General features: G+C 51.0%; 23 protein-coding genes. 13 read left to right on the top strand and 10 right to left on the bottom strand.

Features of this window, described 5'->3' with window-relative positions; all coding sequences use genetic code 11:
• The 3 genes from AC2YIT_RS06585 to AC2YIT_RS06575 form a co-directional block, all read right to left on the bottom strand.
• Positions 1 to 1,062: a FecR family protein gene (locus AC2YIT_RS06585; RefSeq protein WP_487278666.1), complete on the bottom strand. Its 1,062-nt coding sequence runs from the start codon at positions 1,060 to 1,062 to the stop codon at positions 1 to 3.
• Positions 1,063 to 1,109: 47 nt separating this feature from the next.
• A complete protein-coding gene (locus AC2YIT_RS06580) occupies positions 1,110 to 1,712 on the bottom strand; it encodes an RNA polymerase sigma factor (protein ID WP_430847616.1) in 603 nt (200 codons plus the stop codon).
• A gap of 138 nt (positions 1,713 to 1,850) precedes the next feature.
• Entirely contained in the window at positions 1,851 to 4,991 is a 3,141-nt protein-coding gene (locus AC2YIT_RS06575; protein ID WP_487278665.1) for a heparinase II/III domain-containing protein, read from the bottom strand.
• Positions 4,992 to 5,257: 266 nt separating this feature from the next.
• Between AC2YIT_RS06575 and AC2YIT_RS06570 the strand changes: the two genes are divergently transcribed.
• From AC2YIT_RS06570 to AC2YIT_RS06555, 4 genes are read left to right on the top strand one after another with little or no spacing between them, the layout of a single operon-like run.
• Entirely contained in the window at positions 5,258 to 7,390 is a 2,133-nt protein-coding gene (locus AC2YIT_RS06570) for a PVC-type heme-binding CxxCH protein (protein ID WP_487278664.1), read from the top strand.
• 30 nt (positions 7,391 to 7,420) lie between these two features.
• Positions 7,421 to 7,771 (top strand): high-potential iron-sulfur protein, encoded by a 351-nt coding sequence (locus AC2YIT_RS06565; RefSeq protein ID WP_487278663.1) that lies wholly within the window; start codon positions 7,421 to 7,423, stop codon positions 7,769 to 7,771.
• 11 nt (positions 7,772 to 7,782) lie between these two features.
• Positions 7,783 to 9,564: an amidohydrolase family protein gene (locus AC2YIT_RS06560; protein ID WP_487278662.1), complete on the top strand. Its 1,782-nt coding sequence runs from the start codon at positions 7,783 to 7,785 to the stop codon at positions 9,562 to 9,564.
• 10 nt (positions 9,565 to 9,574) lie between these two features.
• A complete protein-coding gene (locus AC2YIT_RS06555; protein ID WP_430847606.1) occupies positions 9,575 to 10,528 on the top strand; it encodes an amidohydrolase family protein in 954 nt (317 codons plus the stop codon).
• A 50-nt stretch (positions 10,529 to 10,578) separates the two neighbouring features.
• Here AC2YIT_RS06555 and AC2YIT_RS06550 read toward each other — a convergent pair whose 3' ends face one another.
• On the bottom strand, positions 10,579 to 12,042 hold the full coding sequence (locus tag AC2YIT_RS06550) for a Gfo/Idh/MocA family protein (protein WP_430847604.1): 1,464 nt from the start codon (positions 12,040 to 12,042) through the stop codon (positions 10,579 to 10,581).
• A gap of 204 nt (positions 12,043 to 12,246) precedes the next feature.
• Here AC2YIT_RS06550 and AC2YIT_RS06545 point away from each other — a divergent pair, with 204 nt between their 5' ends.
• Entirely contained in the window at positions 12,247 to 12,765 is a 519-nt protein-coding gene (locus AC2YIT_RS06545) for a hypothetical protein (protein WP_430847602.1), read from the top strand.
• A gap of 9 nt (positions 12,766 to 12,774) precedes the next feature.
• Here AC2YIT_RS06545 and AC2YIT_RS06540 read toward each other — a convergent pair whose 3' ends face one another.
• The 3 genes from AC2YIT_RS06540 to AC2YIT_RS06530 all read right to left on the bottom strand — a co-directional run bounded on the left by AC2YIT_RS06540 (position 12,775) and on the right by AC2YIT_RS06530 (position 14,320).
• Positions 12,775 to 13,146: a hypothetical protein gene (locus AC2YIT_RS06540; protein WP_430847600.1), complete on the bottom strand. Its 372-nt coding sequence runs from the start codon at positions 13,144 to 13,146 to the stop codon at positions 12,775 to 12,777.
• Positions 13,146 to 13,364, bottom strand: a complete 219-nt coding sequence (locus tag AC2YIT_RS06535; RefSeq protein WP_487278661.1) for a hypothetical protein — start codon at positions 13,362 to 13,364, stop codon at positions 13,146 to 13,148. Before AC2YIT_RS06535 ends, AC2YIT_RS06540 begins: the two co-directional genes overlap by 1 nt.
• 89 nt (positions 13,365 to 13,453) lie before the next feature.
• Complete coding sequence (locus tag AC2YIT_RS06530) at positions 13,454 to 14,320, bottom strand: cupin domain-containing protein (RefSeq protein WP_487278660.1); 867 nt, start codon at positions 14,318 to 14,320, stop codon at positions 13,454 to 13,456.
• A 159-nt stretch (positions 14,321 to 14,479) separates the two neighbouring features.
• Between AC2YIT_RS06530 and AC2YIT_RS06525 the strand changes: the two genes are divergently transcribed.
• On the top strand, positions 14,480 to 15,361 hold the full coding sequence (locus AC2YIT_RS06525; protein WP_487278659.1) for a phytanoyl-CoA dioxygenase family protein: 882 nt from the start codon (positions 14,480 to 14,482) through the stop codon (positions 15,359 to 15,361).
• Between the two features lie 81 nt (positions 15,362 to 15,442).
• On the opposite strand, the gene AC2YIT_RS06520 is transcribed toward AC2YIT_RS06525, so the two are convergent.
• Positions 15,443 to 17,011 carry a hypothetical protein gene (locus tag AC2YIT_RS06520; RefSeq protein ID WP_487278658.1) on the bottom strand — a complete coding sequence of 523 codons (1,569 nt, stop codon included), beginning with the start codon at positions 17,009 to 17,011 and terminating at the stop codon, positions 15,443 to 15,445.
• A gap of 510 nt (positions 17,012 to 17,521) precedes the next feature.
• On the opposite strand from AC2YIT_RS06520, the gene AC2YIT_RS06515 reads away from it, so the two are divergent.
• The 7 genes from AC2YIT_RS06515 (at position 17,522) to AC2YIT_RS06485 (ending at position 22,537) form a co-directional block, all read left to right on the top strand.
• On the top strand, positions 17,522 to 17,971 hold the full coding sequence (locus tag AC2YIT_RS06515) for a hypothetical protein (protein WP_487278657.1): 450 nt from the start codon (positions 17,522 to 17,524) through the stop codon (positions 17,969 to 17,971).
• 55 nt (positions 17,972 to 18,026) lie between these two features.
• Positions 18,027 to 18,581, top strand: a complete 555-nt coding sequence (locus AC2YIT_RS06510; RefSeq protein WP_487278656.1) for a hypothetical protein — start codon at positions 18,027 to 18,029, stop codon at positions 18,579 to 18,581.
• A gap of 19 nt (positions 18,582 to 18,600) precedes the next feature.
• Complete coding sequence (locus AC2YIT_RS06505) at positions 18,601 to 20,157, top strand: carboxylesterase/lipase family protein (RefSeq protein WP_487278655.1); 1,557 nt, start codon at positions 18,601 to 18,603, stop codon at positions 20,155 to 20,157.
• Between the two features lie 57 nt (positions 20,158 to 20,214).
• A complete protein-coding gene (locus AC2YIT_RS06500; RefSeq protein WP_487278654.1) occupies positions 20,215 to 21,093 on the top strand; it encodes a sugar phosphate isomerase/epimerase family protein in 879 nt (292 codons plus the stop codon).
• 252 nt (positions 21,094 to 21,345) lie between these two features.
• Positions 21,346 to 21,702, top strand: coding sequence for a winged helix-turn-helix transcriptional regulator (locus tag AC2YIT_RS06495; protein WP_430847582.1), 357 nt, complete (start codon positions 21,346 to 21,348; stop codon positions 21,700 to 21,702).
• A gap of 159 nt (positions 21,703 to 21,861) precedes the next feature.
• The gene (locus AC2YIT_RS06490; RefSeq protein ID WP_487278653.1) at positions 21,862 to 22,386 is read left to right on the top strand and encodes a hypothetical protein; all 525 of its coding nucleotides are present in this window, start codon (positions 21,862 to 21,864) and stop codon (positions 22,384 to 22,386) included.
• A gap of 4 nt (positions 22,387 to 22,390) precedes the next feature.
• Positions 22,391 to 22,537 (top strand): hypothetical protein, encoded by a 147-nt coding sequence (locus AC2YIT_RS06485; protein ID WP_430847578.1) that lies wholly within the window; start codon positions 22,391 to 22,393, stop codon positions 22,535 to 22,537.
• Here AC2YIT_RS06485 and AC2YIT_RS06480 read toward each other — a convergent pair.
• Both AC2YIT_RS06480 and AC2YIT_RS06475 read right to left on the bottom strand, forming a co-directional pair.
• A complete protein-coding gene (locus AC2YIT_RS06480) occupies positions 22,534 to 23,268 on the bottom strand; it encodes a tRNA threonylcarbamoyladenosine dehydratase (RefSeq protein WP_430847576.1) in 735 nt (244 codons plus the stop codon). The two genes, AC2YIT_RS06485 and AC2YIT_RS06480, sit on opposite strands and share 4 nt — an antisense overlap.
• Positions 23,265 to 23,909 carry a TatD family hydrolase gene (locus AC2YIT_RS06475; protein ID WP_487278652.1) on the bottom strand — a complete coding sequence of 215 codons (645 nt, stop codon included), beginning with the start codon at positions 23,907 to 23,909 and terminating at the stop codon, positions 23,265 to 23,267. Before AC2YIT_RS06475 ends, AC2YIT_RS06480 begins: the two co-directional genes overlap by 4 nt.

Genomic DNA, 23,909 nt, shown 5'->3' with positions numbered 1-23,909 from the left:
TCAATTACAATGCGGATCTGAAATGCGGATCTTCGCGCCGCTCACCTGGTAGTCGGCCTCGATGGCTTCGCAAATCACCCCTAGTATTTCAAAAAGCGATTCTTCCTGCACCGACGAGGTGAGCCTGCAAGCGGCTACGGCCTCTTTGTCATATATGATTTCAATTCCATAGGCCTTGCTGAGTGAGTCGAAAATGGTGCTTACCGGTGCATTGCTGAATGTAAATCCGGCCAGTTCTGCTTGCGGGATCACCGGCTGTGGCGCTTTCACGAGTCCCATGCTCAGCCGCTCCTCCCTCCGGAAAAACGATACCTGCTGGTTCGGGGCGAGTATCATCGATTGCGTCTTGCGGGGCGCCCGCGCTTCCACAGACACGCTACCCGTGCGAACCTGCACGGAAGCGACGTTTTCCTTTTCGAATGACCGCACGGTGAAGCTCGTTCCCAGCACGCGGGTGGTCAACTCGCCGGCGTACACAAAAAATGGTTGGGAAGGATTTCTCTTTACATCAAAAAATGCCTCGCCCGAAAGGTACACCTCCCGTTTGTTGCCGGCCACGCTTTCGGAAAAGCTAATGCGGCTGCTCTGTGCGAGCGTAACGCGGCTGCCGTCGGGCAATTGAACAACCCTTTCTTTCCCGGTTTCATTGATTTCCTCGTGTACATTTTCCAACTGTCGGGTACGTTGCGCGTACAGCGTTTCCGGTTCGCGGTACCAATGGCGGATTCCCCAGGCTGCCAGCAACACTACTACCGCGGCAGCCGCGTAGCGCAGCCAGCCCAACCGGAATACCGGTGCCAAAACCGGCTCTTCATCCATTCGCCCGCTTATTTGTGCCCAAATCAAACCGGCTTCCTCTTCATCGAATGCGGGGCGCGAAATTTCGGCAAGGTTCAGGGCGGTTTGCCTCGCTTGCGCGATGACTTCCTTCTGATGGGGATATAATACAGCTATCTGCTCCCAGAATGCATCTCCCGCCGCATCGGGCGATTTGGCCCATTGAATGAAGGCATCGTCCTGAATAAAATCGGCTGCCGTGTAGGACTGGTATTTCTCTGTCATGGTAAAAACCTTTCTAACCCCTAAATCGGGTGAATGCAGGTTTGTACTCAGCGACCAGGAAAATTTTGTAGAGTGGAAAGGAAAACAAGCAAACCGCCTGCTGTTTCGAAGAAAAGTCGTAGCTGGGTAATGGCCCGGTGAAGCAGGTTCCGCACCGATTGGTTGTTCATTTGCATCATTTCGGCAATTTCATCGAGTGAAAAACCATGCAGATATCGCAATTGAACCGCCTCACGCTGCCGTGGCGAAAGGCGGTTAACGGCCTCAGCCAATTTCTCATAACTGTCGGAAGGACCGTCATGCCCGAAAATAACCGCCTCGAATGCATTACTTTCCTCGGCTAAATCTACCATCCCAATGTCGGCATGCAGGCGTTCGGGATGCTTTTCGAGGTTGCGGATAATGCGGTTGCGGAGCGAGCGGAAGAGGTAGAACTTGATGGAATCGGTCATGGCCAGATTGCCGCGACGGACCCAAATGTGCAGAAATAGGTCCTGCACACTATCCCGGATCAGCTGCCGGTCAGAGGTGACGCGATAACCGTAGCTCAGAAGTTCATCGATGTATTTTTGGTAAATGGAGGCAAATGCGTCCCTGTCGCCATTTCGGAAGGCGCTCCACAAGAGCATATCGGCATTTGCTTCTTTCAATGGAGATCGGTGGTTTGGGAACACTACCTCGATATACTGATTTTTTTACTTGAAATACTACCAAAAAATCAACAATATCATGATATACTGCTCATAATACGGAATGATCCGTAACCCCGCTCCGTGCTTAACAAAATCTTAACGCTCCCAATCGAACCGGGCTTTGATCTGCAACCGGTCGCCCACGCCAACATTGGAAATCCAGATATCCGCGCCGTCTGCCGGAACCGGGCCCGTTTTACCCACCGGTTTTAATGCATTATCGGAAACTGTTCTGAGTATGCCGATGGGTTCGAACCGGTCGTTCAGCAGAGTCGCTCCCACGTACAGGGGCGCGAAGGGTAAATTGGTATTGGTCAGCAGCGAATCAGCCGAATTCCGTACGGTATGCACTTTCCCGATCAGCAAGTCGTCTGTCGTTTCGAGGGTCAGCGTATCCCCCGCGATACTGGCCGTTTGAATGGGATGCTCGGTCTGGCGAAGCGCATTCGTAAAATGCGCAATCCTGCCAGGTTCGATATTTCCACGCGTACCGCCTTCCAATGCAATGGATATCCGGCGGCTTTTCACGTCCACGACCGTCACAACGCCGATAGTTGCATGCGTGCGGAATGTCCTTCCTCCGACTTTCAGATAACTGCCATCAGAGAAAAACACCCGTTCCGGTGCACCGCCCGGGTCAAAACGGACCACCGCTACATGCGCATCGGTTTCGATTCCCGCAATCGTTTTGATCTTGTTGGTCGTATCGCTGATCACCACGTCCGTCGCATTCTGCCGCTTCACTTCCACGGCCGCCCCATGCTTTACAGGTAGTTTACGCAATGCCTTAATCAGAGGCTGATTTCCTGCAAACGGCTCCATCACGCCAATGAAAGTACTTTTCAAAGGCTCATCACCAACCGACTTGCGCCTTGTAATGACGTATTTCAAGAGGTAGTTCTTCGCCCTCGGCTTATTCCAGGCATCGGCCATCCGGATTTCCTGGCCGGATTGCGGTAGAATATGGATTTTAAGCTTCGCATTTTTGTCCGAAATGTGGCTATATGTCAATGCCGTTCTATCTCCATTCAATTTTTGAACATTGAAAAGATATTGGTAACCAGACCCTTTATAATTCCAATAGCTGCCCTGATATCCCCTGGCCCCCATTTTGGCATCATCATAAACATCTCCGAATGCGACTTCCCCGCCTGCAAGCGTGCCCGGTTGTTTTTCGCCCCACTTCCCATCGGCCATGAGCGGGCCTGGCGGGCCGTGCAATGCATAATCGTGCTGCCGGCCGCCCGCCACCCTGAAAAAATCCACCACATAGCTCTGTGCCGAATCTACATCGACCATGATCATATTCCGGCGGTAGGCAGTCGTTTGCGGATAGGTAGCCGAGGAGGCGTCCATCGACCGTGCAAACCTCCCATCCGCGAAATCATGCAGCTTGCCCGGCACATTCTCCGGTTGCCTTTGAGCATCCACCATCACGGTGTTATGCGCCACCGTATTGAACGACCAGGTGTATACTTCCTTCACATATTCATTCATCGCATCGGGATAGCCCAGGTCAGGCATCATTTTCTGCCCGTTTGCGAAGAGCTCGAAATTCAGGAAATCCCAATGGTAATGCGTGCCTTTGAAACCGTAATTGAACGTCAGCGCCACCGCATCGGCCCGGTTATTGAGCATTCCCATACCATAACCCGCCAGCAAATGAGACGGACGCGCAGGCAACGCTCGTCCAGCTGGCAACGACCGCACCTCCGGCAGCGCTTTGCGGAAAAGCGATTCGAAGGTCGAGAACGATTGCGGGCCGACTTTGCCGACGGCCGCCAGCCAGGTGAGGTAACGCGGGTCGCGGTAGGCACCGTAACCCACCTGGTAAACATCGGAGTCCTGCCCGACCAATGTCCCCAGTACCGAGCCGCTATCACCGATACCTGGGGTGATTTTGCCGGTTGCCGCCATTTCGAGCGGACTGTTGATCAGCGCCCGCAACCGCGGCTCGGCAAAAAGGTCGGTACCACCGGTGCGGAGCATATCCGCAAATCGGGTGATCTTCTGGACCGTCAGCAAGTTATAGTCCGGCGATTCGAGCGGTTGGCCGTCGCGGAATATCATATTATACAATGCATACCGCAGCCCCGATTGCACGCGGCTCTCGCCCGGCTCCTCCACCAGCATTCGCAGGTACTTTTCGGTACCCATATTTTGCCTTGCCAGCAGAATATACAGCAGGGCGATCTGGTGCATGCCGTAATTACCCTGGATTTTGCGCTGCATATAGGCATCCACGGCATCTTCCAGCACATTGGCCTCGATGAAAGCACGTATTTGGGCACCGGTTTTTCCCGTCGCCTTTTGCAATTCGGTGTCACCGTCGATGCTGTCCCAAACCGCGTCGTAAGCCTCTGCGGCATTCTGAATCAGGCTCGCTTCCCAGATCAGGTTCAGGATTTTCCCGTTATAAGTATGGCCTTTCATCTTTTCCATCAGCCCGTAGCGCGACTGGTTGGCATGGTCCATCGACGGGTACACTTCCCCGAGCCGGTACAGCATCACCGCTGCCTTATGTGCATAGCGCTTGTCGCCCGTGAGCAGGTACGCATGTGCGAGATCCGCAAACGCCGGCTCGATATGCCCTTTCCACATCCACTGGTTGGCATAGGCCACAAACCAGTACCGCTCGCCATCCGGCGCAATCCAGCCCCAGCCGTCGTCGGCGTAAGTACGGTCGAGGCCTGTTTTGTCCCTGAAACCGCTGCGGTAGTAAGCCAGGTAATCATTTGAAGGAAACACCTGTCCGTCGATCGGCGATTTCACCTGCAACGGATGGTCAGGATCGATGATCCAGGGGTAAAAGCCACCCACCTTGAAAACCGTATCGCCGTGCACCGGGCTTCCTTTCGGGTTAAGATCGAACGCACGCGGAACGCGGGCATCAGGCATAAGCGCGATAATGGCGGAATCGGCACGGGCCAGCCATGGATCGGCGGCTTTCAGTATCTTATCGCGCACCTGTTGCGCCTCTTTATAATGCAGCACATTCATGCGCGCCTTCATAATGTCCGCTTCCCGGTAAATCATCCGGGCGGTTTTGAGTGGAAAATGGGGCGTCCGTTCGGCAACGGATACAAACGGCGGGATTACCAGACCATCGCCGGGCGGGTTCACCGTGCCTTGCCCCAGCAGTTGCAAAGGCGCTACGAACATCGCGATGCCGATGCTCCTTCGCACCTTCCATCCAGCGACGATTCGCTTTGCTTTTTGTTGACAGAAAATCTTCACTGAAAGAAGGCTTATCTTTTGTTTAAATGAATTAGCAAGTATTTCAAATCATCGGTGACGAGGCAACGCCTATTCTGTCAATTCGGGTCAAAATTGTAATAATTTTTTGTAAACTAAAATATTTAATTTTTGTAAACTTTTTTATTGCGAAATGTTCTTTTCCTAAACTGTTATTTGATAGATTTGTTTGTCGCCGAATCACTTTCTATCTTGATGAATTTTCGGGCACGTACACGAACCCTGTTTTTCCTAACCTTTACCATGCAATGACGCAGCTGAAAACACTGGCAGTATCCGCGCTGACACTGCTTTCCTTTCATACCATAGCCCAGAAACGGTACGCCGACGCACTCTCGCCTGCCGAGTCGGCCAAAACATTCCAGCTCCGTGAGGAATTCGGCATTGAGCCCTTCGCTACGGAACCTGACGTGTTATCGCCGGTCGACCTCGTCTTCGACGCATCGGGCAATGCATTCGTGGTGGAAATGGGCGATTACCCCTATGATGCCCAGCCGGGGCGTTTCAAAGGGCGCATTCGCCTGCTGAAAGATACCAATGGCGACGGCAAAATCGATCAGTCCTACGTTTTTGCCGACGGCCTGCCCAGCGCTACCAGTGTTTTACCTTACAAAGACGGCCTGATCGTTTGCGCCGCACCTGATATTCTGCTCCTGCGCGATACCAACGGCGATTTCAAGGCCGATACCCGCGAGCTGCTGTTCACCGGATTTTTTGCTAAAAATTCGGAAGCGCAAATCACCAGCATGCGGTATGGCGTCGACAACTGGATCTACGCCAACAACAGCGGGCAAGCGGGAATGATCACCTCCCCACTCCGACCCGACATGCCGCCGCTGAACGTCGCGGGGGGCAATTTCAGGTTCAGGCTGGATAAAAAACTGTTCGAAGTCGAGTCAGGCAACGGGCAGTTTGGGCTCGCGATGGACGAATGGGGTCACCGCTTTTATACCCAAAACACACTACACATACAGCAATCGCCGATCGCGTGGCGCTACCTGCACCGGCACAATTACCTGCCGTCATTCCGCAGCGACGTCAATATATCAGACCATGAGCTGGAAATGTTCCAGAAATCGGCCACGCCCTACTGGCGCCAGCAGCGCTCGGACCGTCGACAAGCGAAATACGATTCCCTGAAAACCGGGTTTACCGAATATGCCCGCGACCATTTCACGGGCGCGTCCGGCGGTACATTCTATGGCGGGGATGGCTTTCCGAAAGCATTCCAGGGCTCTGTTTTTACGGGTGAAGTCGCGGGGAACCTCATTCACCGCGACATCATCGCACCTGTAAATGGCTCGCCTGCATTTACGGCCAGTCGCGATGCGCACGAAAAAGATCGCGAGTTCCTGGCCTCCACCGACCCATGGTTCCGCCCGGCGAATCTTACCTCCGGGCCTGACGGCTATCTTTACGTCGTCGATATGTACCGCCAGCACATCGAAACGCCTGTTTCGATTCCCGAAGACCTCAAAAAAGATATGGATTTCGCCAATGGTGAGCAGTACGGCCGCATTTGGCGCATTTTCCCGAAAGATGGGGAAAAGCGCCCGGTTGTCCTACCCGATTTGCGGACTAAAACGCCCGCGGAACTCGTGGCCCTGCTCGAACATCCTAACCAATGGTGGCGGCTGAATGCGCAACGGATTTTGGTTGAAAAACAGGACAAATCAGTTACTACTGCATTGGAACAGATGGCGGCCAGCCACGCCGATCCCAGAACCCGCCTCCACGCCATTTATACCCTGGAAGCGCTCAACGGGCTGAATGAAGGAATCGTTAAAAAGGCATTAAGCGATGCGCACGCGGGCGTGCGCGAGCATGCAGTAATCCTGGCCGAAAAGTACCCGGCATTTTTGCCCGAAGTGATCCGGCTGATAGAGGATCCTGCACCGCAGGTTGCGTACCAGGCCGCATTAAGCACAGGGCAATTCAGCAGTAAAGATGCGCTGGGCGCTTTGGCAGGAGTAGCGGAAAAACAGTCGGAGAATGCGTCGTGGCGGCTGGCCGTGCTCAGTTCCGAAGGCGGCTCGTCGCCCGAAATGGCGCAGCTACTGGTCAGTCGCGGTAATTTTTTCAATGCTGCCGCGCCTGGAAGACTCAAACTAATCGAAGACTTCGGCTATATAACCGGCGCTCGAAACGGCAAGAACGAAATGGCTTCGCTCCTGGAATTGCTGAACTCGCCGGCCGTTTCCGCCGACCCGCAATGGGCAGTGGCCGCGCTGACGGGACTTTCGAAGGGCGTTAAAAAGTCAACCAATAAAAAAGAAGCAGACAAGCAGGTTACCAAACATTTACAAAAATTGGAAAATCATAGCTCGGATGCCGTACGCAAGCAAGCCTCGGAACTCAAAAAAGCATTGAATATCAATTGAGCAACACCTATTCCCATCCACCAGAACGATATGAACCCGCTTGTCAACCGCAGACTTTTCCTCCGCCGATGCCTTACCTGGGGCACCACCGGAGGTACCGCATGGCTCATGGCATGCGCCGGCGCAAAAAAACAGCCCGTCGCCAAAGCCACGACCGCAGCAACCGATCCATGCAGCGACCTCACAGGCGTGGATCCTACCGACGTTCAGAAGCGAAAATCTTTGGGCTACACCAACAAATCGCCTCTGCCCGACAGCCAGTGCGACAATTGCAAATTATGGGTTCCGGCAAAAGAAGGTAAAGAATGCGGCGGCTGTCTGCTTTTTACAGGGCCGGTAAATCCCCAAGGACATTGTACTTACTGGGCCCCACAGGTTTAAACCGCTCTAATATGCCGCAACAGTCATTCACTCGCCGTGATTTTTTGAAAACCAATACCATTTTGGGAATTGGGGCAACGGCTTTGCCGGGGTTTGTTACCGGTGGTCAGGAGGTGGTCAAGGGTGGTCAGGAAATGGTCAGGGGTAGTCATGAAGTTGTCAAGGATAGGCTGCTCTATTTTGACGGTTTTACCCGCATTGGGCCGCGGAAGTACAAGCATCCTGCTGAAAAATGGAAGCTGGACGATCTGCTGGACGACATGGATCAATGCTCGATCTCGGCGGCGTTGGTGGCTTACACGCAATCGGTTAATTACGACCTGATGTATTCCAACCTGGAACTGAACCGGATGCTCAAACCCTACCCCCACCTGTTCCCGATCTGGAATGTAATGCCGCACCAGACAGGCGAGTTTCCGGAGCCTGGCCAGCTGGGCAAATTGATGGCGGAACATAACGTCAGGGCAGTAAGCATTCATCCCAAAACCAATGCGTGGGACTGGAAAGCGCGGCATTGCACGCCTTTGTTTGCGCATTTGAGTAAAACAAAAACACTGACCATTACTACTGCCAGCGAACTGGGCACCTGGGAGGACGTGGAGGAATTCCTGATCCGCCACCCCTATTTACCGCTCCTGCTTACCGGCGCCGTCTGGAACGAGCAGCGGTATGTGCTTCCGCTCGTGCAGCAATACAAGAACCTGCATATCAGTTTCGACAATTTCCAAATCAACGAAGGCCTGGAATATCTGTACCGCACAGGCTGCGTCGACCAGCTGATTTTTGCCTCAAACAGCCCCACCATGTCGGCTGGCGCCCACCGGACTTATATCGACTACGCGGCCATTCCCGAGGCTGACCGGGCTAAAATAGCAGGGGGCAACCTTATGCGGCTATTAAAAATCAGTTCTAAACCTGCATTACGCGAAAACAAGAACGAGGATATCCTTATGCAGGCCGTACGTGCTGGCTCGCCCCTGCCCGTACCCGTGATAGACATGCACATGCATATGCTCCACGAGGGGTTAAATGGTGGCGGCTGGACCTACCGCATGGAAAACGGCGGACCGAAAGGCATTTTCGCCATGGCCAAACGGCTGGGTTACCAGGGCGGCGGCATTATGAGCTGGAATGGCGTGGTAAGCCAGAATGCGATTGCCGGGAACCCGTGTACTTCCGAAGCGCTGGACGTCGCACCGAAGGGTTACTGGGGCCTCGCGACCTTCGATCCAAGCCATTACAGCCAGGAAGAATTACGTAAAATGATTGCGCAGGTGTATGCCGACAAGCGGTTCATAGGCATGAAACCTTACCAGTTTTATGGCTTCGAATACCACAACCCGGTATACGATGTGTGGTGGGAATATGGTAATCAAAACAAGTTCTATGGCTTGATCCACAATTCCCGCTCTGACCTGCTGGAAGTAGAAACGCTCGCCAGGAAATACCCCGATGTCCGCTGGGTGATCGCTCACGCGGGCGGCAGCTACAAAATGGCCGACATGGCGATTGCAGTCATGAAAAAATACCCGAACGTATTCGCCGAAATCACCCTGACACCGGTTCCGCTAGGGGTAATAGAATACCTGGTAGCAGGAGCAGGGGAAAACCGCATTCTGTACGGCTCCGACCTGCCTATGCGTGACCCGCGCCAGCAGCTGGGGTGGCTGGTATTTTCGACATTATCGCTGGAAATCAAAAAGAAAATACTCGCTGAAAACGCCATGCAAGTCATTAAACCGTGCCTGGACAGGCTGCCGGAACATAACCGGCCTTCGCTGGCATCCAAATAGAACCTGAACCATGTGTAGCACGAACCATTTATCGAGAAGGGAGTTTCTGGCCGGTACCGGGGCATTACTACTTGGAAACGCCATGGGCGTACAAGCCGAAACCTCCGTTCAGGAACCGATCATCGACATTCACCAGCATGTCCATTACGCCGCGCGACCCGACGACGTGCTCATCGCGCACCAGCGTGCCATGGGCATTACGCATACGATCCTGCTGCCCGCGGGCACACCTGCGTTCGGGACTTCCACCCATCAGGGAAAAACCAATGGCTTGCAGGCACAGTGCGCAGGTAATGAAGCGTGTTACGGCATTGCTCAAAAGCACCCCGGTGAGTTTGTATTCGGCTCGAATGAAGTCCCCGATTTGCCCGATGCCGTACAGGAAATTGAAAAATACCTGAAACTGGGCGGACGTGTGATTGGCGAATTGAAATTCGGCGTGGATTGCGATTCGAAGGAAATGCAGCGCATTTACCAGCTTGCCGAAGCGTACCAGGTGCCGGTACTGATGCATTGGCAGTTCCAGATGTTCAACTACAATTTCGAGCGTTTCCCTAAAATGCTCGAAAAGTACCCGAAAGTGAATTTCATAGGCCACGCGCAAACCTGGTGGGCCAATATCGACAAAGGCCATACAGACCAAAGCATTTTGTATCCCCAAACCAAAGTCACACCCGGCGGCCTCACCGATCGGCTATTGAGCGACTTTCCCAACATGTACGGCGACATGTCCGCCGGCTCCGGGCTCCTTTCCATGACCCGCGATGAAGACCATGCCCGTGAATTCCTGACGCGTCATCAGGACAAACTGCTTTATGGCAGCGATTGCGACGATCATATCGGCTCCGGCGAAAAATGCCAGGGAGCGCAAACCATCGCCGAAATACGGAAACTGGCCGCATCGAAGACTATCGAGCGGAAAATCCTTTACGGCAATGCCAAAAAGCTGTTCAGAATAACATAAAAAAGCCCTTTTGCGAAAACAGAAGGGCTTTTTTATCAATTTTTATTACATTAAACACCCAGGCTCCATCCTTCGCGATAGGTCCGTTTCACCCACTGGTTCACCTCGTCAAAGTTAGTTACCTTCATGTTTTTATAATCCCAAAGCATTTTGAGGTTCGCTCCCGGATAGTCGTAACCGTTACCGGTTGCACGCGGTTTTGGCATATCCGCGCCGCGGATCGCGAGATTCGCCATCAGGATCGCCTCTGTCAACGGGCCCGCTTTTTCGAACGGCGAACTGAGTTCCATGTTGCCATAACCGGCGATACAGCCTTCTACCCATTGTGCATAGTGGCCTTCCGCCGACCCCGGTACCCGGGCAAATTTCTGTTTCACCTTCACTTCTTCCATACGTGAAAGCGGTAACAGGCGTGGATTGGCGGCATACTCGCTGGCCATCATCTTGCCTTTGGTACCTACGAACAGGATCCCGCTGTTACCGTCACCAAACAGTTCGTTCGGGCCAAGCTCCTCCGGACGTTCGGGCTTGATTCCGCCGTCCATCCAGTGCATAGTGACTTGCCCTTTCGTTTTAGGTGTTTTCGGGAAAGTCAGGGTTGCATGGCTTGACGGGGGGCAGCTGTCCGGGAAAATACCGCGTTTGCCAAATGCTGTAAACACGCTTCCTACACTCGCCTGCATATCCACCGCGTATTTCAGGTCGAGAATACGGAACGGCGCTTCCATGAGGTGGCAACCGAGGTCACCCAACGCGCCTGTGCCGTAGTCCCACCATCCGCGCCAGCTTCCCGGGATCAGGTTGTCGACGTAGTCCTTGTAAGGTGCGGTACCAAGCCACAGATTCCAGTCGAGCTCTTTCGGCACCGCCGGCTTGTCGGTGGGCCAGGGTATACCTTGCGGCCAGATCGGGCGGTTAGTCCAGATATAGACGGTATGCACATTGCCAATAATGCCGGCGTCGTGCCATTCGTGCAACTGGCGGACACCGTCGCCGGACGAGCCCTGGTTACCCATTTGGGTTACTACTTTATATTTGGCGGCGGCCTCGGTGAGCATACGCGCCTCGTAAATATCGTGGGTCATTGGTTTCTGTACATACACGTGCTTACCCAGCTGCATGGCCGCCATCGCTACGACCGCGTGCGTGTGGTCGGGCGTGGAAACGGAGACCGCATCGAAATTTTTGGATTCTTTTTCAAACATTTCCCGCCAGTCTTTATAATACTTGGCTTGTGGGAAATTTTTAACGGAGGTGGCTGCACGTCTGTCGTCCACATCGCACAGGTAGCCGATATTGGCCTTACCGCTTTTGAAGAAATTGGCAATGTCGGACGTACCTTTTCCGCCGACACCTACTCCTGCCACAGTCAGCTTGTCGCTGGGGGCCACGTATCCCTTGCCCAGCACGTGGCGTGGGACGATCATCAGACCTGCGGCGGTACCCGCGGCCGCTTTAATGAAATCCCTCCGCGAAGAAGAAGGCTGCTCTTGAACGGTATTCTTTTTTTCCATGTACGTGATTTTTTGATTTAGGAAATGGATATACAGATTACAGGTACTTCACCTCAATTTACTACTCGCCTAAGTACTTTTTTTCAAGTATTTACTCTGAATATTCTAATAACGGCTATTGATCCCCCACCCGCTGAATAGGAATGCAGCAAAAAAATCACCGTTTTTTCCTAACTTTTAACCAACTTCAGACACCTCCATCCTATGAAAACACATTTCCGCTTCCGCACCGCGCACCTCCATCTGCTGCTGGCAGGCTGCATATTGCTGGGGTTCGCTTTCAATACCCGCTCCGACGTCGGGAAAGGCAAATTGATTTACAAAACCGGCAATAAAGTTTTTGATATGAATATTAAATCGGCCTATTTCATTACCGGCCCCGACGGCTTCGACAGCGGCAAGAAAATTCGCCGTCTGATATTGACGACCAACACATTGGATGACAAAATCAAATCGTGCGGCGCCATGAATTGTGTGGATCAATACATTGAAGGCTTGCAGGTCGATCTCGATGCCTCGCCACGGCTGCTTTACTGGGTCAGCCTGAACAACCAACTGGTGCAATATTCGGGCACTGCCCAGAATGAGTTTCTCACATTAACCGCCGATACACCCGATCACCTGGCCGGCACATTGAAATTCGACCAGTCTGCCTCCGGCGGCCCGGCAGTCGATGTTACGTTTGATGCGAAGCTGATGAAGACGTTTGTGAAAGCACGGTAGCCGCAGCGATCAATCGAGGCTTTCGAGTCTTTTCAGTGCAAGCGTATCACGATAGCGCTTCATGAGAAGTTGGATTTCTGCGAGTCTTTCAGAACTTGTCTGGGGGCTCTCGAATTCGATTTCCAGCTCCCTGAGAAATTTATTGACCTTCCACTCCGTAATTGTCAATGATATCCATTGTATGCCTGTGCGCAAAACCAGGCTTTTGATGATGATAAAACTGTGGTAAGCGAAATATGCCATTAGTCCAACAAGTACCAGCAGTATCTCTTTCGGTCGTCCATTGGGAAGTTCAGAAATAACTGCGCTGAGCGTCGTGGTAATCGCTGCAATAGCCTTGCTTTTCGGATAAGTTACCTGAGGCCTGACCCGCCTCGCCATTATTTAAGAAAGTCAAGAATTTCCTGGGCAAGACCATCCCGGTGATGCTGCCCCAAGGTGACCGACTTCCCGGTTTTAGGATTGGTAAGAACAATATCGCCATAAAACAGATTATAGACGAAGCGGACCGATTTGTACAAAAAGCGGCACAATTGGAAGAATACCCAGGCTCCGGAGGCGGAAAGAATGAGGCTGGAAAGAAAATCTGCTATTTCCATAATTCAGTGTGAGTTTTAGTAATCAATAATCGAAAAATAGGTCTTCTTTTCCGGTCAAAAAAATTTTTAATACATAATCGTATCACCGATTATCCTGCGGCTTCTGTAGTGCGGAATTGCTTACGGTAGGCAGCGGGAGTCATACCTCCGAACTTGCGGAACTGCCTGAAAAAGAAGGGCGGACTCTCGTAACCGCAGGCAAAACTGATCTCGGCCACCTGCATATCGGTTTCGATGAGCATTTTGGAAGCCATATTAATGCGGTATTCATTCAAAAAAGTAAATAGCGGCTTTTGCATGGTCCGGCTGAAAAACCGCGAAAACGATTCCTCGCTCATATGCACGAGCCCTGAAAGCGTGGCCAGTGTAATGCGTTCCGAATAATGTTCCCGGATATAATTGTAAACGGTATTAATGCGCTGATTGTCGTCGTAATTGAGCGGATAGGCGAAACCCTGTTCACAAAGTAAATGGATGTTTTTCACAGCTGCCAGCAGTTCGAGCACTTCCAGGAACTTCATCAGCCGGGAAAATGGCTGCATTTCCAGCATTTCCGCAAGCATAGGTTTCACCCTGGCCGACACTCCCTGGTCAAAACGGATACCTTGTCCGGCCAGTTGCAGCAGCCGCTTCACCGACTTGAATTCCTCCACATCCAGCCAGCCATTCCCCATAAAATCACCCGGCCACTGCACCACGATGGAGCTCGCTGTTCCCACGCTATCCGGCGTGTTTTGCCAGCAATGCGGCAAGTTCGGGCCCAGTAATACCAGGTCGCCTGCTTCGAAACTCTCCATGCTGTTGCCTACATAGCGTATTCCCTCACTTTTAAGAATGACCGTCAACTCGTATTCCGGGTGATAGTGCCACGGAGTGTCAAACTCTGCCACCTCATACCCGAATACGCGGAACGAGGAATCAGGCAGCGGCTGGAATGCTTCGAATTGCGCTTTCATCGCATGGAATAAGTTTTTATACCCTATTTAGCAATCATTACAAATCAACATGGCAATATTAATACAAAATAAGTTAGTTATTGATCAAAATCAGCAATGCACTTAAAAGATGACATCCGTCATATTTGTAACACTAAAACTAATACCGAACACGAAATCATGGAAGTAGCAACACGGGACCTTTCCACCTGTCATGAATTGATATCCGACCTGTTCAAGCAGCCCACCAGCCGGGAAGAATGGGAACAATACCGCCTGACCGACGAGCAAGTGGCATTTTTTCACGAAAACGGCTATCTCTCCAACATCAAGCTGCTGGAAGACTGGCAGGTGGATACGCTGAATGAAGAGCTGCTCGCCGCTACCGACCCATCCAACCCCAATCACCATTTATTTTACGAATTCCATTCCAACGAATCGGCTGATCCCAATGCGGTTCTTTTGCACGCCCTCGGCGCATGGCGTGTGACTGAAGGCTTTCATGACGTGCTCTGGAATCCGGCTTTCGTAATGGCTGCCAGCCAGTTACTGGGCGATAAGGCCGTTCGGTTCTGGCACGACCAGCTCTTTTGCAAACCGGCAAGGCACGGCGGCGTGGTGGCATGGCACCAGGACTATTCCTACTGGACGCGCTCGGTACCGATGCAGCACCTGACCTGCTGGACGGGCCTTGACGACTCGCTGATCGAGAACGGATGCCTTTATTATGTACCCAAAAGCCACCGCTGGGGCCTGCTCGACAAGCCCGAACTCGCTGGTGATATGGAGGGGCTGATGCAATACCTGACCGACGAGCAAAAAGCGGAGTTCAAGCCCATTCCCATCGAAATGAAACGCGGCTACGGCACATTCCATCATCCATTGATGGTCCACGGATCGTATGAAAACCGCTCAGAACGCTCGCGTCGGGCATTTGTACTCAATGTTTTCGCCGACGGCACACTGTCCGACACCAATGCCACACTGCTCGATGGTGTACCCGTCATCCCAAAAGGAGAAAAATTAAAAGGGCAGTTTTTCCCCCTGCTTTTCGACGCATAACGCTACTATTCCTAAATCCGTATGCATTAACACACGCTCAAAAGGCCGCCCAATTTTGAAATGGGTGGCCTTTTTTCATGCTTATCGCTTCGCCAGATAACGAAAGAAAAAGCTTTCGGGATCGCCTAGCTGCTGCCAGACAATATAGTTGGCACCAAAGTCGCGGATTTCAGGTGGGGTTTCAAATGAAATACGATAGTTGCTAGCACTATAAATCAGTTCTTCCAGTGGCGTTAATGCGCAGCTTGTGAAAATAAAAACGGAAATTAATACACGCTTCCCTTTATTTTCGACCAGCCAGACAACCTGTTTTATTACGAATATGGACAATACGAATAGCGGCGGGATAGAAAGCTTGATACTCCAATCATTCCACCTCCCAAGAATGAAGACGGGAATGGTGAACAACAATACGAATGAGTTGACAAAGATCTCATCTCTCCATATATTGATATTTGCAAAAACAAATATGGAAGACAATATCAAAAATTCGGCAGTCAGAAAAAGACAATATTGCAACCAATAGCCCTCCATAACATGCGGGGCATAAATCATCCCAAAAGAAAAATCATTGGAAACAATAAATGTGGATAACAAAAAAAATAAAAAACAAGCCAACATATTTACGTAATTCCATCGCAGCCATTCTCTCCTATGATGTTTCAATATCACCAGAATAAATGGCCCGATACCTGTCAGGCAAAGTGGCGACCATAGCAACATCGATACACATGCAACGGGGAAAATGCGCATCAAAGCCGGGTTGATTTGTCGATGATTCAATATAATTCCGATTATCAGCCATGTAGGCAAGCAATGCTGCGGAGCCCAGAACAAATTGCGGGTGTGCGAAAAATAATGCAGCGGACTAAGCCACATTTCAGACCTGTCCGTTGTGAAGCCTAATAATCCGTTGAAAACATAATCCATTCCACCGAACAGGGAAATTCCGGTGAAGACGAAAAAGGTAACCGCGTACCCGCGCTGCCGCATATGCATACGCACGAGCATGAGTGCAAGCGACGCGCCCAGCCAAGAATAGGCGAAAAGAGCCAAATTAGCAGCTTTCCAACCCAGCAATTTACCTACAATCGCGGCGGGTAGGTAATAGGCAAAGTAGTATACATAGGCCTTTTCCGAGATTTCCCCGAACTCCTCGCCAAAATACCCCTTCTTGAAATACAATGGCCAGGAACCACTTACGAGATGCCATAGCATAGAACTTCGTATGCCCGAATCAAAATTACGGTAACCAATACCACCAATGCTGGAAAAAGACAGCCAGATGAATCCCAGCAAACAGATCAGTGCGAAATGTCCGCGCCAGGTACGCCATTCTGACGCCATTTGCCTCATCCATATTTTGAAGCGAATTAAAAAATTGACCTTACGCAATTCACTGTACATTCCGTACCCCACCAATCCAATGAGAACGGTCGATATTTCGAACCGAATAAATCCAGCTATAAATATCATTATCGGAAAAAGCAGGTAGCAAAATGAAGCCAAAACCAACAAATCAATTAAAAATGACCGCGGATATAAATAACCCGATTGACTTACGGGAGATGTCTCCTGCTTTAAATTTTTGAACTCGATGGCTTTAACGAAAGGCAGCCTCTCTGCATTGAACAATGAGAAGGTTTTCATATAACTTCGGAATCAAAAGACATAAAATTCCTATCCGGATCGCAACAGCAATCGAACCGGCAGGTTGATTCATTAATAAACACTAGCAATGGGTTATCCGAACGAGATAATCGGGTACTTGACAATAACGATCATTATTATACGAACAGCGCTTTTCGTTTTGAGACAACTATTTTTTCAGCTCATAAAAAAGGACACCCAATTCGAGTGTCCGCGTTGCGAAAATCTATTTTTTATTTGCAAATAATATTTCAAATCTCCGTGGCCATAGCCGGATCGCTAATGCCATGCTTCCCCTTTCAATCCTGCCTGCAAGGCAGTACAACGATTATCTCCAAAGCCCATTTCCTGGAATTCTACAGTTCCAGGCGCAATGCATTTAACCAGCTGCTTTTTACCATGGTGTTCCATTTCACATTCCGTTAATCTGCAATAACCGACCGTTAAAGAATTGGTATTCCTGCCAGCGTTACCAAACGCACGGACCGCCGTCTAAATGAGGATCAAAAAGTGGTAAATGTTTACCAAATCCGTAAACTTTTTTGTATCTTCATGGGGTATTATTTAGAGGACACACTGACCGGCGAGCGGCTGCCGGCGACGATTAGCAGGCTTTCGACAAAAGAGATCGCGCTGCTCGGCAGTAGTAGCAGATTCGATTTTGAATGGAAGCGGCAACTTCAATTTGAGATATACGGACTTCGGCTGGAGCACCGGGAAGAAGTTATCGGGCTGGTTTCATTGGAATGCCAGCCGAAAAACCTTGCTATTGAAATCAAGCTGATCGCATATGCGAGAGAGCACCTCGGGGCCGGGAAACGGTATGACAGGATAGCAGGCAGCTTAATTGCGTTTGCCTGCCAAAAGTCTTTCGAATTGAAGTTTGATGGCTTTGTTTATCTCAAACCTAAAACCTCAATCATACGCCACTACCGCCAAAAATATGGTATTAGTGATTAGGGCAATAATCTTTTTTCAGATACCAACAATTCCAAACACATAATCAGGAAATATTATGATGCAGCTAACGAAGAAAGAACAGAAGGCCATTAAGAGGCTGTTTGAGGAGTATACGGTACAAGAAATTGCAGATGCGTTCATGATTCCGCGAGAACCTCTTTCCCGCGAAGAGGAAGAAAAAGAGATGCAAGAATTCCGCGCGATGCGCCAGCGGGAAATTGCCAACCGTACGTCCGAGCAATGGATAGAAATCAGAACACTCACCATTAAATATCAGATGCTGGCGTATATTGAGGGGGACAGATTGGAAGCACATTGGAACTTCCAGTACTTCCTCAACGAATACATCCGAGCGCAAAACAAAAAAGACAAAGAATTCGCGGCAGATGTGGATGTAAAACCCTATGTGCTCAGCCAATACCTTAATGGCCATCGCACACCGCCGAAAGAATTTCTGATCCGGCTGGAACTGCATTCCAATGGGTTGATACCCGCATCGTGGTGGCTTAGGTCGCTGCAAAAATCAAAGGAAATAGAACTAATGCAGGACACCGCTATTCGTGAGCAGGAAAGTAAGCATGTCAAGAATAAAATCGAACTTGCCCTTTAAACGATCATCCTTACTTCGCATGAACTTACACGCATTTTCCATTCGCTTCCTCCTGCTGGTTGCGGTTTTCACATGCCTTCAATTCGCCTCGCTGGCTGCCGACACGCTCCGGGTCGAAGGTGGGAGAATTTCCGGGACTGTGAGTTCTGATGGCCAAATTAGTATTTACAAAGGTATTCCGTTTGCGGTACCGCCGGTGGGAAATCTGCGATGGAAAGCGCCGCAACCCGTAAAAAAGTGGAACGGCGTGCTCGCCTGCGACAAATTCGGGCCCAGCCCGATGCAGAGCCACCCGGTACCTTTCAGCATGTGGAGTGCGGAATTTCTGATTCCGAAAACGCCGATCAGCGAAGATTGTCTTTACCTCAACGTATGGACTGAAAAAAAGGGGAAAGTCGGCGCGAAGAAACCGGTAATCGTCTGGATTTACGGCGGCGGCTTTGTGAGCGGCGGCGCAGGATGCCCCATTTACGATGGTGAAGCGACAGCCCGAAAAGGCGTAGTTTTTGTCAGCATCAATTATCGTGTGGGCGCGTTTGGCTTTTTCGCGCATCCTGAACTGACGAAAGAATCCGGTAAGAACGCTTCTGGAAACTATGGCTTGATGGACCAGATTGCCGCTTTGAAATGGGTAAAAAAGAACATCGCGCAATTTGGCGGCGATCCCGACAACGTTACGATTGCGGGCCAATCGGCAGGATCCATGAGTGTTAACTGCCTCGTGGCGAGCCCACAGGCGAAAGGACTATTTAACAAGGCAATCGCCGAAAGCGGTGCCGCTTTCGGCAGAAATTACCCTTCACTAAAACAAGCAGAAGATGCGGGCGTGAAGGCAGGCGAGAAGCTGAATGCCCCTTCACTCACTGCATTGCGTAAAGTGCCCGCAGAAGAAATTTTGGAAAACATCACCGCCTACCGAGGCCCGATTACAGACGGCCTGGTGCTGCCGGAATCCGTTTCCGCTATTTACAAGGCGGGAAAACAAAACCCTGTCACGCTGCTTACCGGCTGGAACCAGAACGAGAATGCCGTCGCTAAACCCAAGAATGCCGCTGATTTTCAAACACAATACAACCAGCAGTACGGCCCGATGGCACAAACGTTCTTTCACTATTACCCCGCGCAAACCGATGCCGAAGCCGCGCACTCGCAGAACGAACTGGCCCGCGACATGAGTTACGGAATCCAAAACTACTCGTGGGCACAAGCACAGGCGCTGCAGAACAAAGGCGTTTATCTCTACCGGTTCACACGCAAGCTGCCCGCGACGGGTATTTACGCGCAGTATGGCGCATTCCACACGGGCGAGGTCGCGTATGCGTATGACAACCTCCGTTTCATCGACCGTACATTACGCCCGTTGGATGCCACGGACGATCAGATTGCCAACGTGATGTCAGCATATTGGGTGAATTTTATAAAGACGGGCAATCCCAACGGCACCGGATTGCCGCCATGGCCTGCATTTAATTCGAATGCACCACAAATGCTATTGCTTGGCGAGGAAATCAAGGCAGCGCCACTAACCGAACAGCCGGCATTGGATTTCCTCATCGAGCAGGCCGCCAAACGGTAGAATTGACAGGAAGCCGGCTTAAAGCGATTGTAACCAGTCAACTCAAACCGGCTTTCCATGCTTATCGACAGAAAGACTTTCCTCCAAAACCTCTCTATGGCTGCCAGCGCAGCGTTTCTCTCCGATTTCACACAGGCCAGCCCGCTTTTTGGCAAGAAACCTGAAATGCGTCTCGGCTTTGTAACGTATCTCTGGGGAAAGGACTGGGATGTGCCTACGTTGATCAAAAACCTCTCGGATACGCACATTACTGGTGTGGAGCTGCGCGTAGACCACGCGCACAAGGTTATGCCTGATCTTGGCCCGGAGCAGCGGAAAGAAGTGAAAAAGCAATTCGCCGACAGCCCCGTCAAAATCGTCGGGCTCGGTACCAATCAGCAATATGATTACCCCGACCAGGATAAGCTGAAAGTCTCGATCGAACGTACCAAAGAATTCATCCACCTGAGCGCGGATGTGGGCGGCACGGGCGTGAAAGTGAAGCCGAATGCATTGCACAAGGAAGTCCCTACGGAAAAAACTTTGGAACAGATCGGCCTTGCATTACGCGGGTTGGCAGGCTACGCGGCCGATTTTGGCCAACAACTGCGGCTGGAAGTCCATGGCGAGGAAACACAGGAACTTCCGAACATCCGCAAGATCATGGATTATGCCGATCACCGCAACGCCAAAATTTGCTGGAACTGCAACAAACAGGACCTGAACGGGCAGGGCTTTCAGTCCAATTTCGATCTGGTCAAAAAGTATTTCGGCGATACCTGCCACGTTCGGGAGCTCGATCGTACCGACTATCCCTACCCCGAACTGATCGACAATCTTGCCAAAATGGATTACAAAGGCTGGGTACTGCTCGAATGCCACACCAACCCCGACGACAAAAGCGCCGCGCTGAAACGGCAGCGCCAGGTTTTTGATGCCATGACGACCAAATATTAGTTACCAGCGAACTACTTTAGGAATCCCAACTCTTTGCACACTTTCGCCATATTCTTCTGCCCGCACACGGGATTTTCGAGGGATTCGAGGATTGAATGAGTGAATGAGCCGCCGTGGAACGGGGAATGAGTGAATAGTCAAGTATTGGCAGATATATGGGCGACGCTGCAAATGCCCTTACTGCGTCATGTTGACAAGCGACTATTATCTGTGTAAATTGTGAGTAGCTCCTATATAAATGAGTCTAACACTATGAGAAAACTTACTTCGACGAATTACTACAATCAGACGTTCCTGGAAGAGAAATGCACATTGAACGAACTGATCAACCTGCTTAGCAAACGGTGGCTGACCGAAGTGATGTTCAGTATTGAGGAAGGCAACAACCGGTTTTCGACGCTGAAAGAAGACCTTAAACACATTAGCGACAACATCTTAGCCGATCGCCTGAAACTGCTTGAACAACACAAGCTGATCATCCGCAACGACAATTTCCGCGAAGTACCGAGCCGCGTCGAATATACGCTGTCCGAAACCGGTTCCAAGCTCAGCGAGCTCCTCGACGGCCTCTGCCACTTCTCCGAGACCGAAATGGAATTCCCCGATTAACACTACCCTAAAGGCCGTCTGCCCGGTCCTTAACAATTGTTAACAATCACTTCGGAAATTGTGAGTGACGGGATATAGCCTTCTCCCCGTTTGATCATCCATTGATGCTGGCTGTACATCGGATTCGATCTACGCTTACGTTGTTGGATAAATTCGGCAATGCATTCCAGCCAACAACACCGCATTGCCTGCAATTCGCTCCATTTTACCGGCTCCGTTAAGCATTCCCTCACCAACGAGGTGTTAGGGACATGTATTAATTGTGCTGAAAGTACTAAACGTTCGCAAATCAGGGCCGCTGACTGGCTTTTTGACTGGCATTCGGAATTATGTCGCAAGGACAGGCAAGTGCTCAAAATTGAGCTTTTGCAGGAACCTTTGACGATCCAGGGCCTTGTCAGCCTTGCCGATAAAGGAGACCATATTTATATGCATTTAGTTGAAAATGTAAGTTGGAACAAAGGCAAAAACAAGCTATATTGTGGTGTAGCGGGCAACCTGTTTGCAACCGCCTGCAAGTTGTCTTTTGATCTTCGGTATGATGGAATTATCTCCTTCGTCCCCAAAACACAACTCATTGAGCATTATCAGAATACCTTTGGCGCTAAACTTTTCGGGCCTAACCGCATGTTTATTGACACAAGGGAGGCGTCAATTTTAATCCAGCAATTTTTAAGCCAATGATCTTATGATAGATTTAACAAAAATAGACGAAAAGGACCTTGTGGTGAGCGACAGAAAACTGACTGAACAGGAAGAAAAGGAATTCAGCGCCTTCCTGAAATCAAGGAAACCATCTTCCGAAAAAGACGCTGCCGTAAAAACCGCGCACTAATAACTCGCACCAATCAAATCCCGCAGCACCACCGATGCGCAGGTCGCACCGAACGTCGCGGGCAAATAGGACATCGTGCCGTAAGCGGATTTTTTGTAGTTGCTGCCGTCGGTAAGGATGAGCGACTCACGGATTTGTTCTTCGGTCGAGAATACGGCTTTGATACCTTTGTAAATCCCTGCCTTTTTGAGGTTTTTCCTCACCTGCTGCGCGAAAGGGCAATTATATGTCTTCGAAATATCGACCACTTTCAGCTGCGTCGGGTCTATTTTCCCGCCCGCGCCCATGGAGCTGACGATGCGCATATTGCGCTTATACGCCTGCGTGAGGAACGTCAGTTTGGGTGTGACACTGTCGATGGCATCGACAATGTAGTCGTAACGCGTTACGTCGAGGATTTGCTCCACAGCATCTGGCGTCACGAAGCTTTTCACGACATTCAGGGTCAGCTCGGGATTGATCGCTTTGAGTCGCCCGGCCATGATATCGGCTTTGCTCTGGCCGTGATTCGTAGCCAATGCGGGTAACTGCCGGTTGCGGTTGGTCGGGTCTACCACATCGCCATCCACGATCGTCATCGTCCCTACCCCGCCGCGGCAAATGAATTCCGCCGCAAATGAGCCTACTCCGCCCAACCCGATCACCAGCACATGCGCCTGGCTGAGCTTCACCAGGTTTTCCCTCCCAATCAGTAACTCCGTCCTGGAAAGCCAGGAAAAATCCTCCATCATTGCTTAAATACTTTGCAGAAATTCGTTTCGAGCTGCAAAGCAATCTCTTTTTCGGGAATATTCCGCAACCGTGAGGCGGTTTTGTAGATTTCGCGGATATCGCCGCCGGTGTCGTCGGTTTCGAGAAACAACTGATCCGTCGGGACTGCTCTGAATGCCTCCATAATAGCTGCATTGGGATGTAGCAGCGCCTTCCCGAATGACAGAAAGTAGCCTGCATCGATCACTGGCTGTATCACCGAAAGACGGTTGTTGACCCCGTGAAAAACGACTGGCACTACGGCGTTCTTTAAAAATTGCAGGCACTCCCGGAACGCCTTCACGCAATGGACCACCAGCGGTTTCCGCAATTCTCCGGCCAGCGCGATCTGCCGTTCGAATGCGATGCATTGCATATCCCAGTCCGTGGCGGTGAGCTTGTCGAGGCCGCATTCCCCGATCGCAAGCACTTCCGGCCGTGCCGCATACCTGCGCAGCAGATTCAAATCATCGGATAGCGTTTCCAACCGAATGTACCAGGGATGGAGCCCGGCACTTATATACCGGCCGCCCACAGCACCCGCAAACCCATTATGCCGGTTTTCGATGGCCAGTATGCCCGGGTCGCCGGGCGAGTTGTGAGTATGGACATCCAGGAACAT

This window comes from Dyadobacter sp. SRI_021 (genome assembly GCF_057586235.1).
The sequence above is the reverse complement of the archived record's forward strand: the minus strand, read 5'-3'. Positions and strand labels throughout refer to the sequence as shown.

Bases quoted from the DNA above. Each gene is read 5' to 3' on its own strand.
- AC2YIT_RS06480 (WP_430847576.1), bottom strand. From the start codon at position 23,268: ATGATGGAGGATTTTTCCTGGCTTTCCAGGACGGAGTTACTGATTGGG.
- AC2YIT_RS06485 (WP_430847578.1), top strand. From the start codon at position 22,391: ATGATAGATTTAACAAAAATAGACGAAAAGGACCTTGTGGTGAGCGAC.
- AC2YIT_RS06540 (WP_430847600.1), bottom strand. From the start codon at position 13,146: ATGGCGAGGCGGGTCAGGCCTCAGGTAACTTATCCGAAAAGCAAGGCT.
- AC2YIT_RS06530 (WP_487278660.1), bottom strand. From the start codon at position 14,320: ATGAAAGCGCAATTCGAAGCATTCCAGCCGCTGCCTGATTCCTCGTTC.
- AC2YIT_RS06550 (WP_430847604.1), bottom strand. From the start codon at position 12,042: ATGGAAAAAAAGAATACCGTTCAAGAGCAGCCTTCTTCTTCGCGGAGG.
- AC2YIT_RS06520 (WP_487278658.1), bottom strand. From the start codon at position 17,011: ATGAAAACCTTCTCATTGTTCAATGCAGAGAGGCTGCCTTTCGTTAAA.
- AC2YIT_RS06495 (WP_430847582.1), top strand. From the start codon at position 21,346: ATGAGAAAACTTACTTCGACGAATTACTACAATCAGACGTTCCTGGAA.
- AC2YIT_RS06585 (WP_487278666.1), bottom strand. From the start codon at position 1,062: ATGACAGAGAAATACCAGTCCTACACGGCAGCCGATTTTATTCAGGAC.
- AC2YIT_RS06500 (WP_487278654.1), top strand. From the start codon at position 20,215: ATGCTTATCGACAGAAAGACTTTCCTCCAAAACCTCTCTATGGCTGCC.
- AC2YIT_RS06525 (WP_487278659.1), top strand. From the start codon at position 14,480: ATGGAAGTAGCAACACGGGACCTTTCCACCTGTCATGAATTGATATCC.
- AC2YIT_RS06475 (WP_487278652.1), bottom strand. From the start codon at position 23,909: ATGTTCCTGGATGTCCATACTCACAACTCGCCCGGCGACCCGGGCATA.
- AC2YIT_RS06570 (WP_487278664.1), top strand. From the start codon at position 5,258: ATGACGCAGCTGAAAACACTGGCAGTATCCGCGCTGACACTGCTTTCC.
- AC2YIT_RS06510 (WP_487278656.1), top strand. From the start codon at position 18,027: ATGATGCAGCTAACGAAGAAAGAACAGAAGGCCATTAAGAGGCTGTTT.
- AC2YIT_RS06490 (WP_487278653.1), top strand. From the start codon at position 21,862: ATGCATTCCAGCCAACAACACCGCATTGCCTGCAATTCGCTCCATTTT.
- AC2YIT_RS06565 (WP_487278663.1), top strand. From the start codon at position 7,421: ATGAACCCGCTTGTCAACCGCAGACTTTTCCTCCGCCGATGCCTTACC.
- AC2YIT_RS06505 (WP_487278655.1), top strand. From the start codon at position 18,601: ATGAACTTACACGCATTTTCCATTCGCTTCCTCCTGCTGGTTGCGGTT.
- AC2YIT_RS06560 (WP_487278662.1), top strand. From the start codon at position 7,783: ATGCCGCAACAGTCATTCACTCGCCGTGATTTTTTGAAAACCAATACC.
- AC2YIT_RS06535 (WP_487278661.1), bottom strand. From the start codon at position 13,364: ATGGAAATAGCAGATTTTCTTTCCAGCCTCATTCTTTCCGCCTCCGGA.
- AC2YIT_RS06545 (WP_430847602.1), top strand. From the start codon at position 12,247: ATGAAAACACATTTCCGCTTCCGCACCGCGCACCTCCATCTGCTGCTG.
- AC2YIT_RS06555 (WP_430847606.1), top strand. From the start codon at position 9,575: ATGTGTAGCACGAACCATTTATCGAGAAGGGAGTTTCTGGCCGGTACC.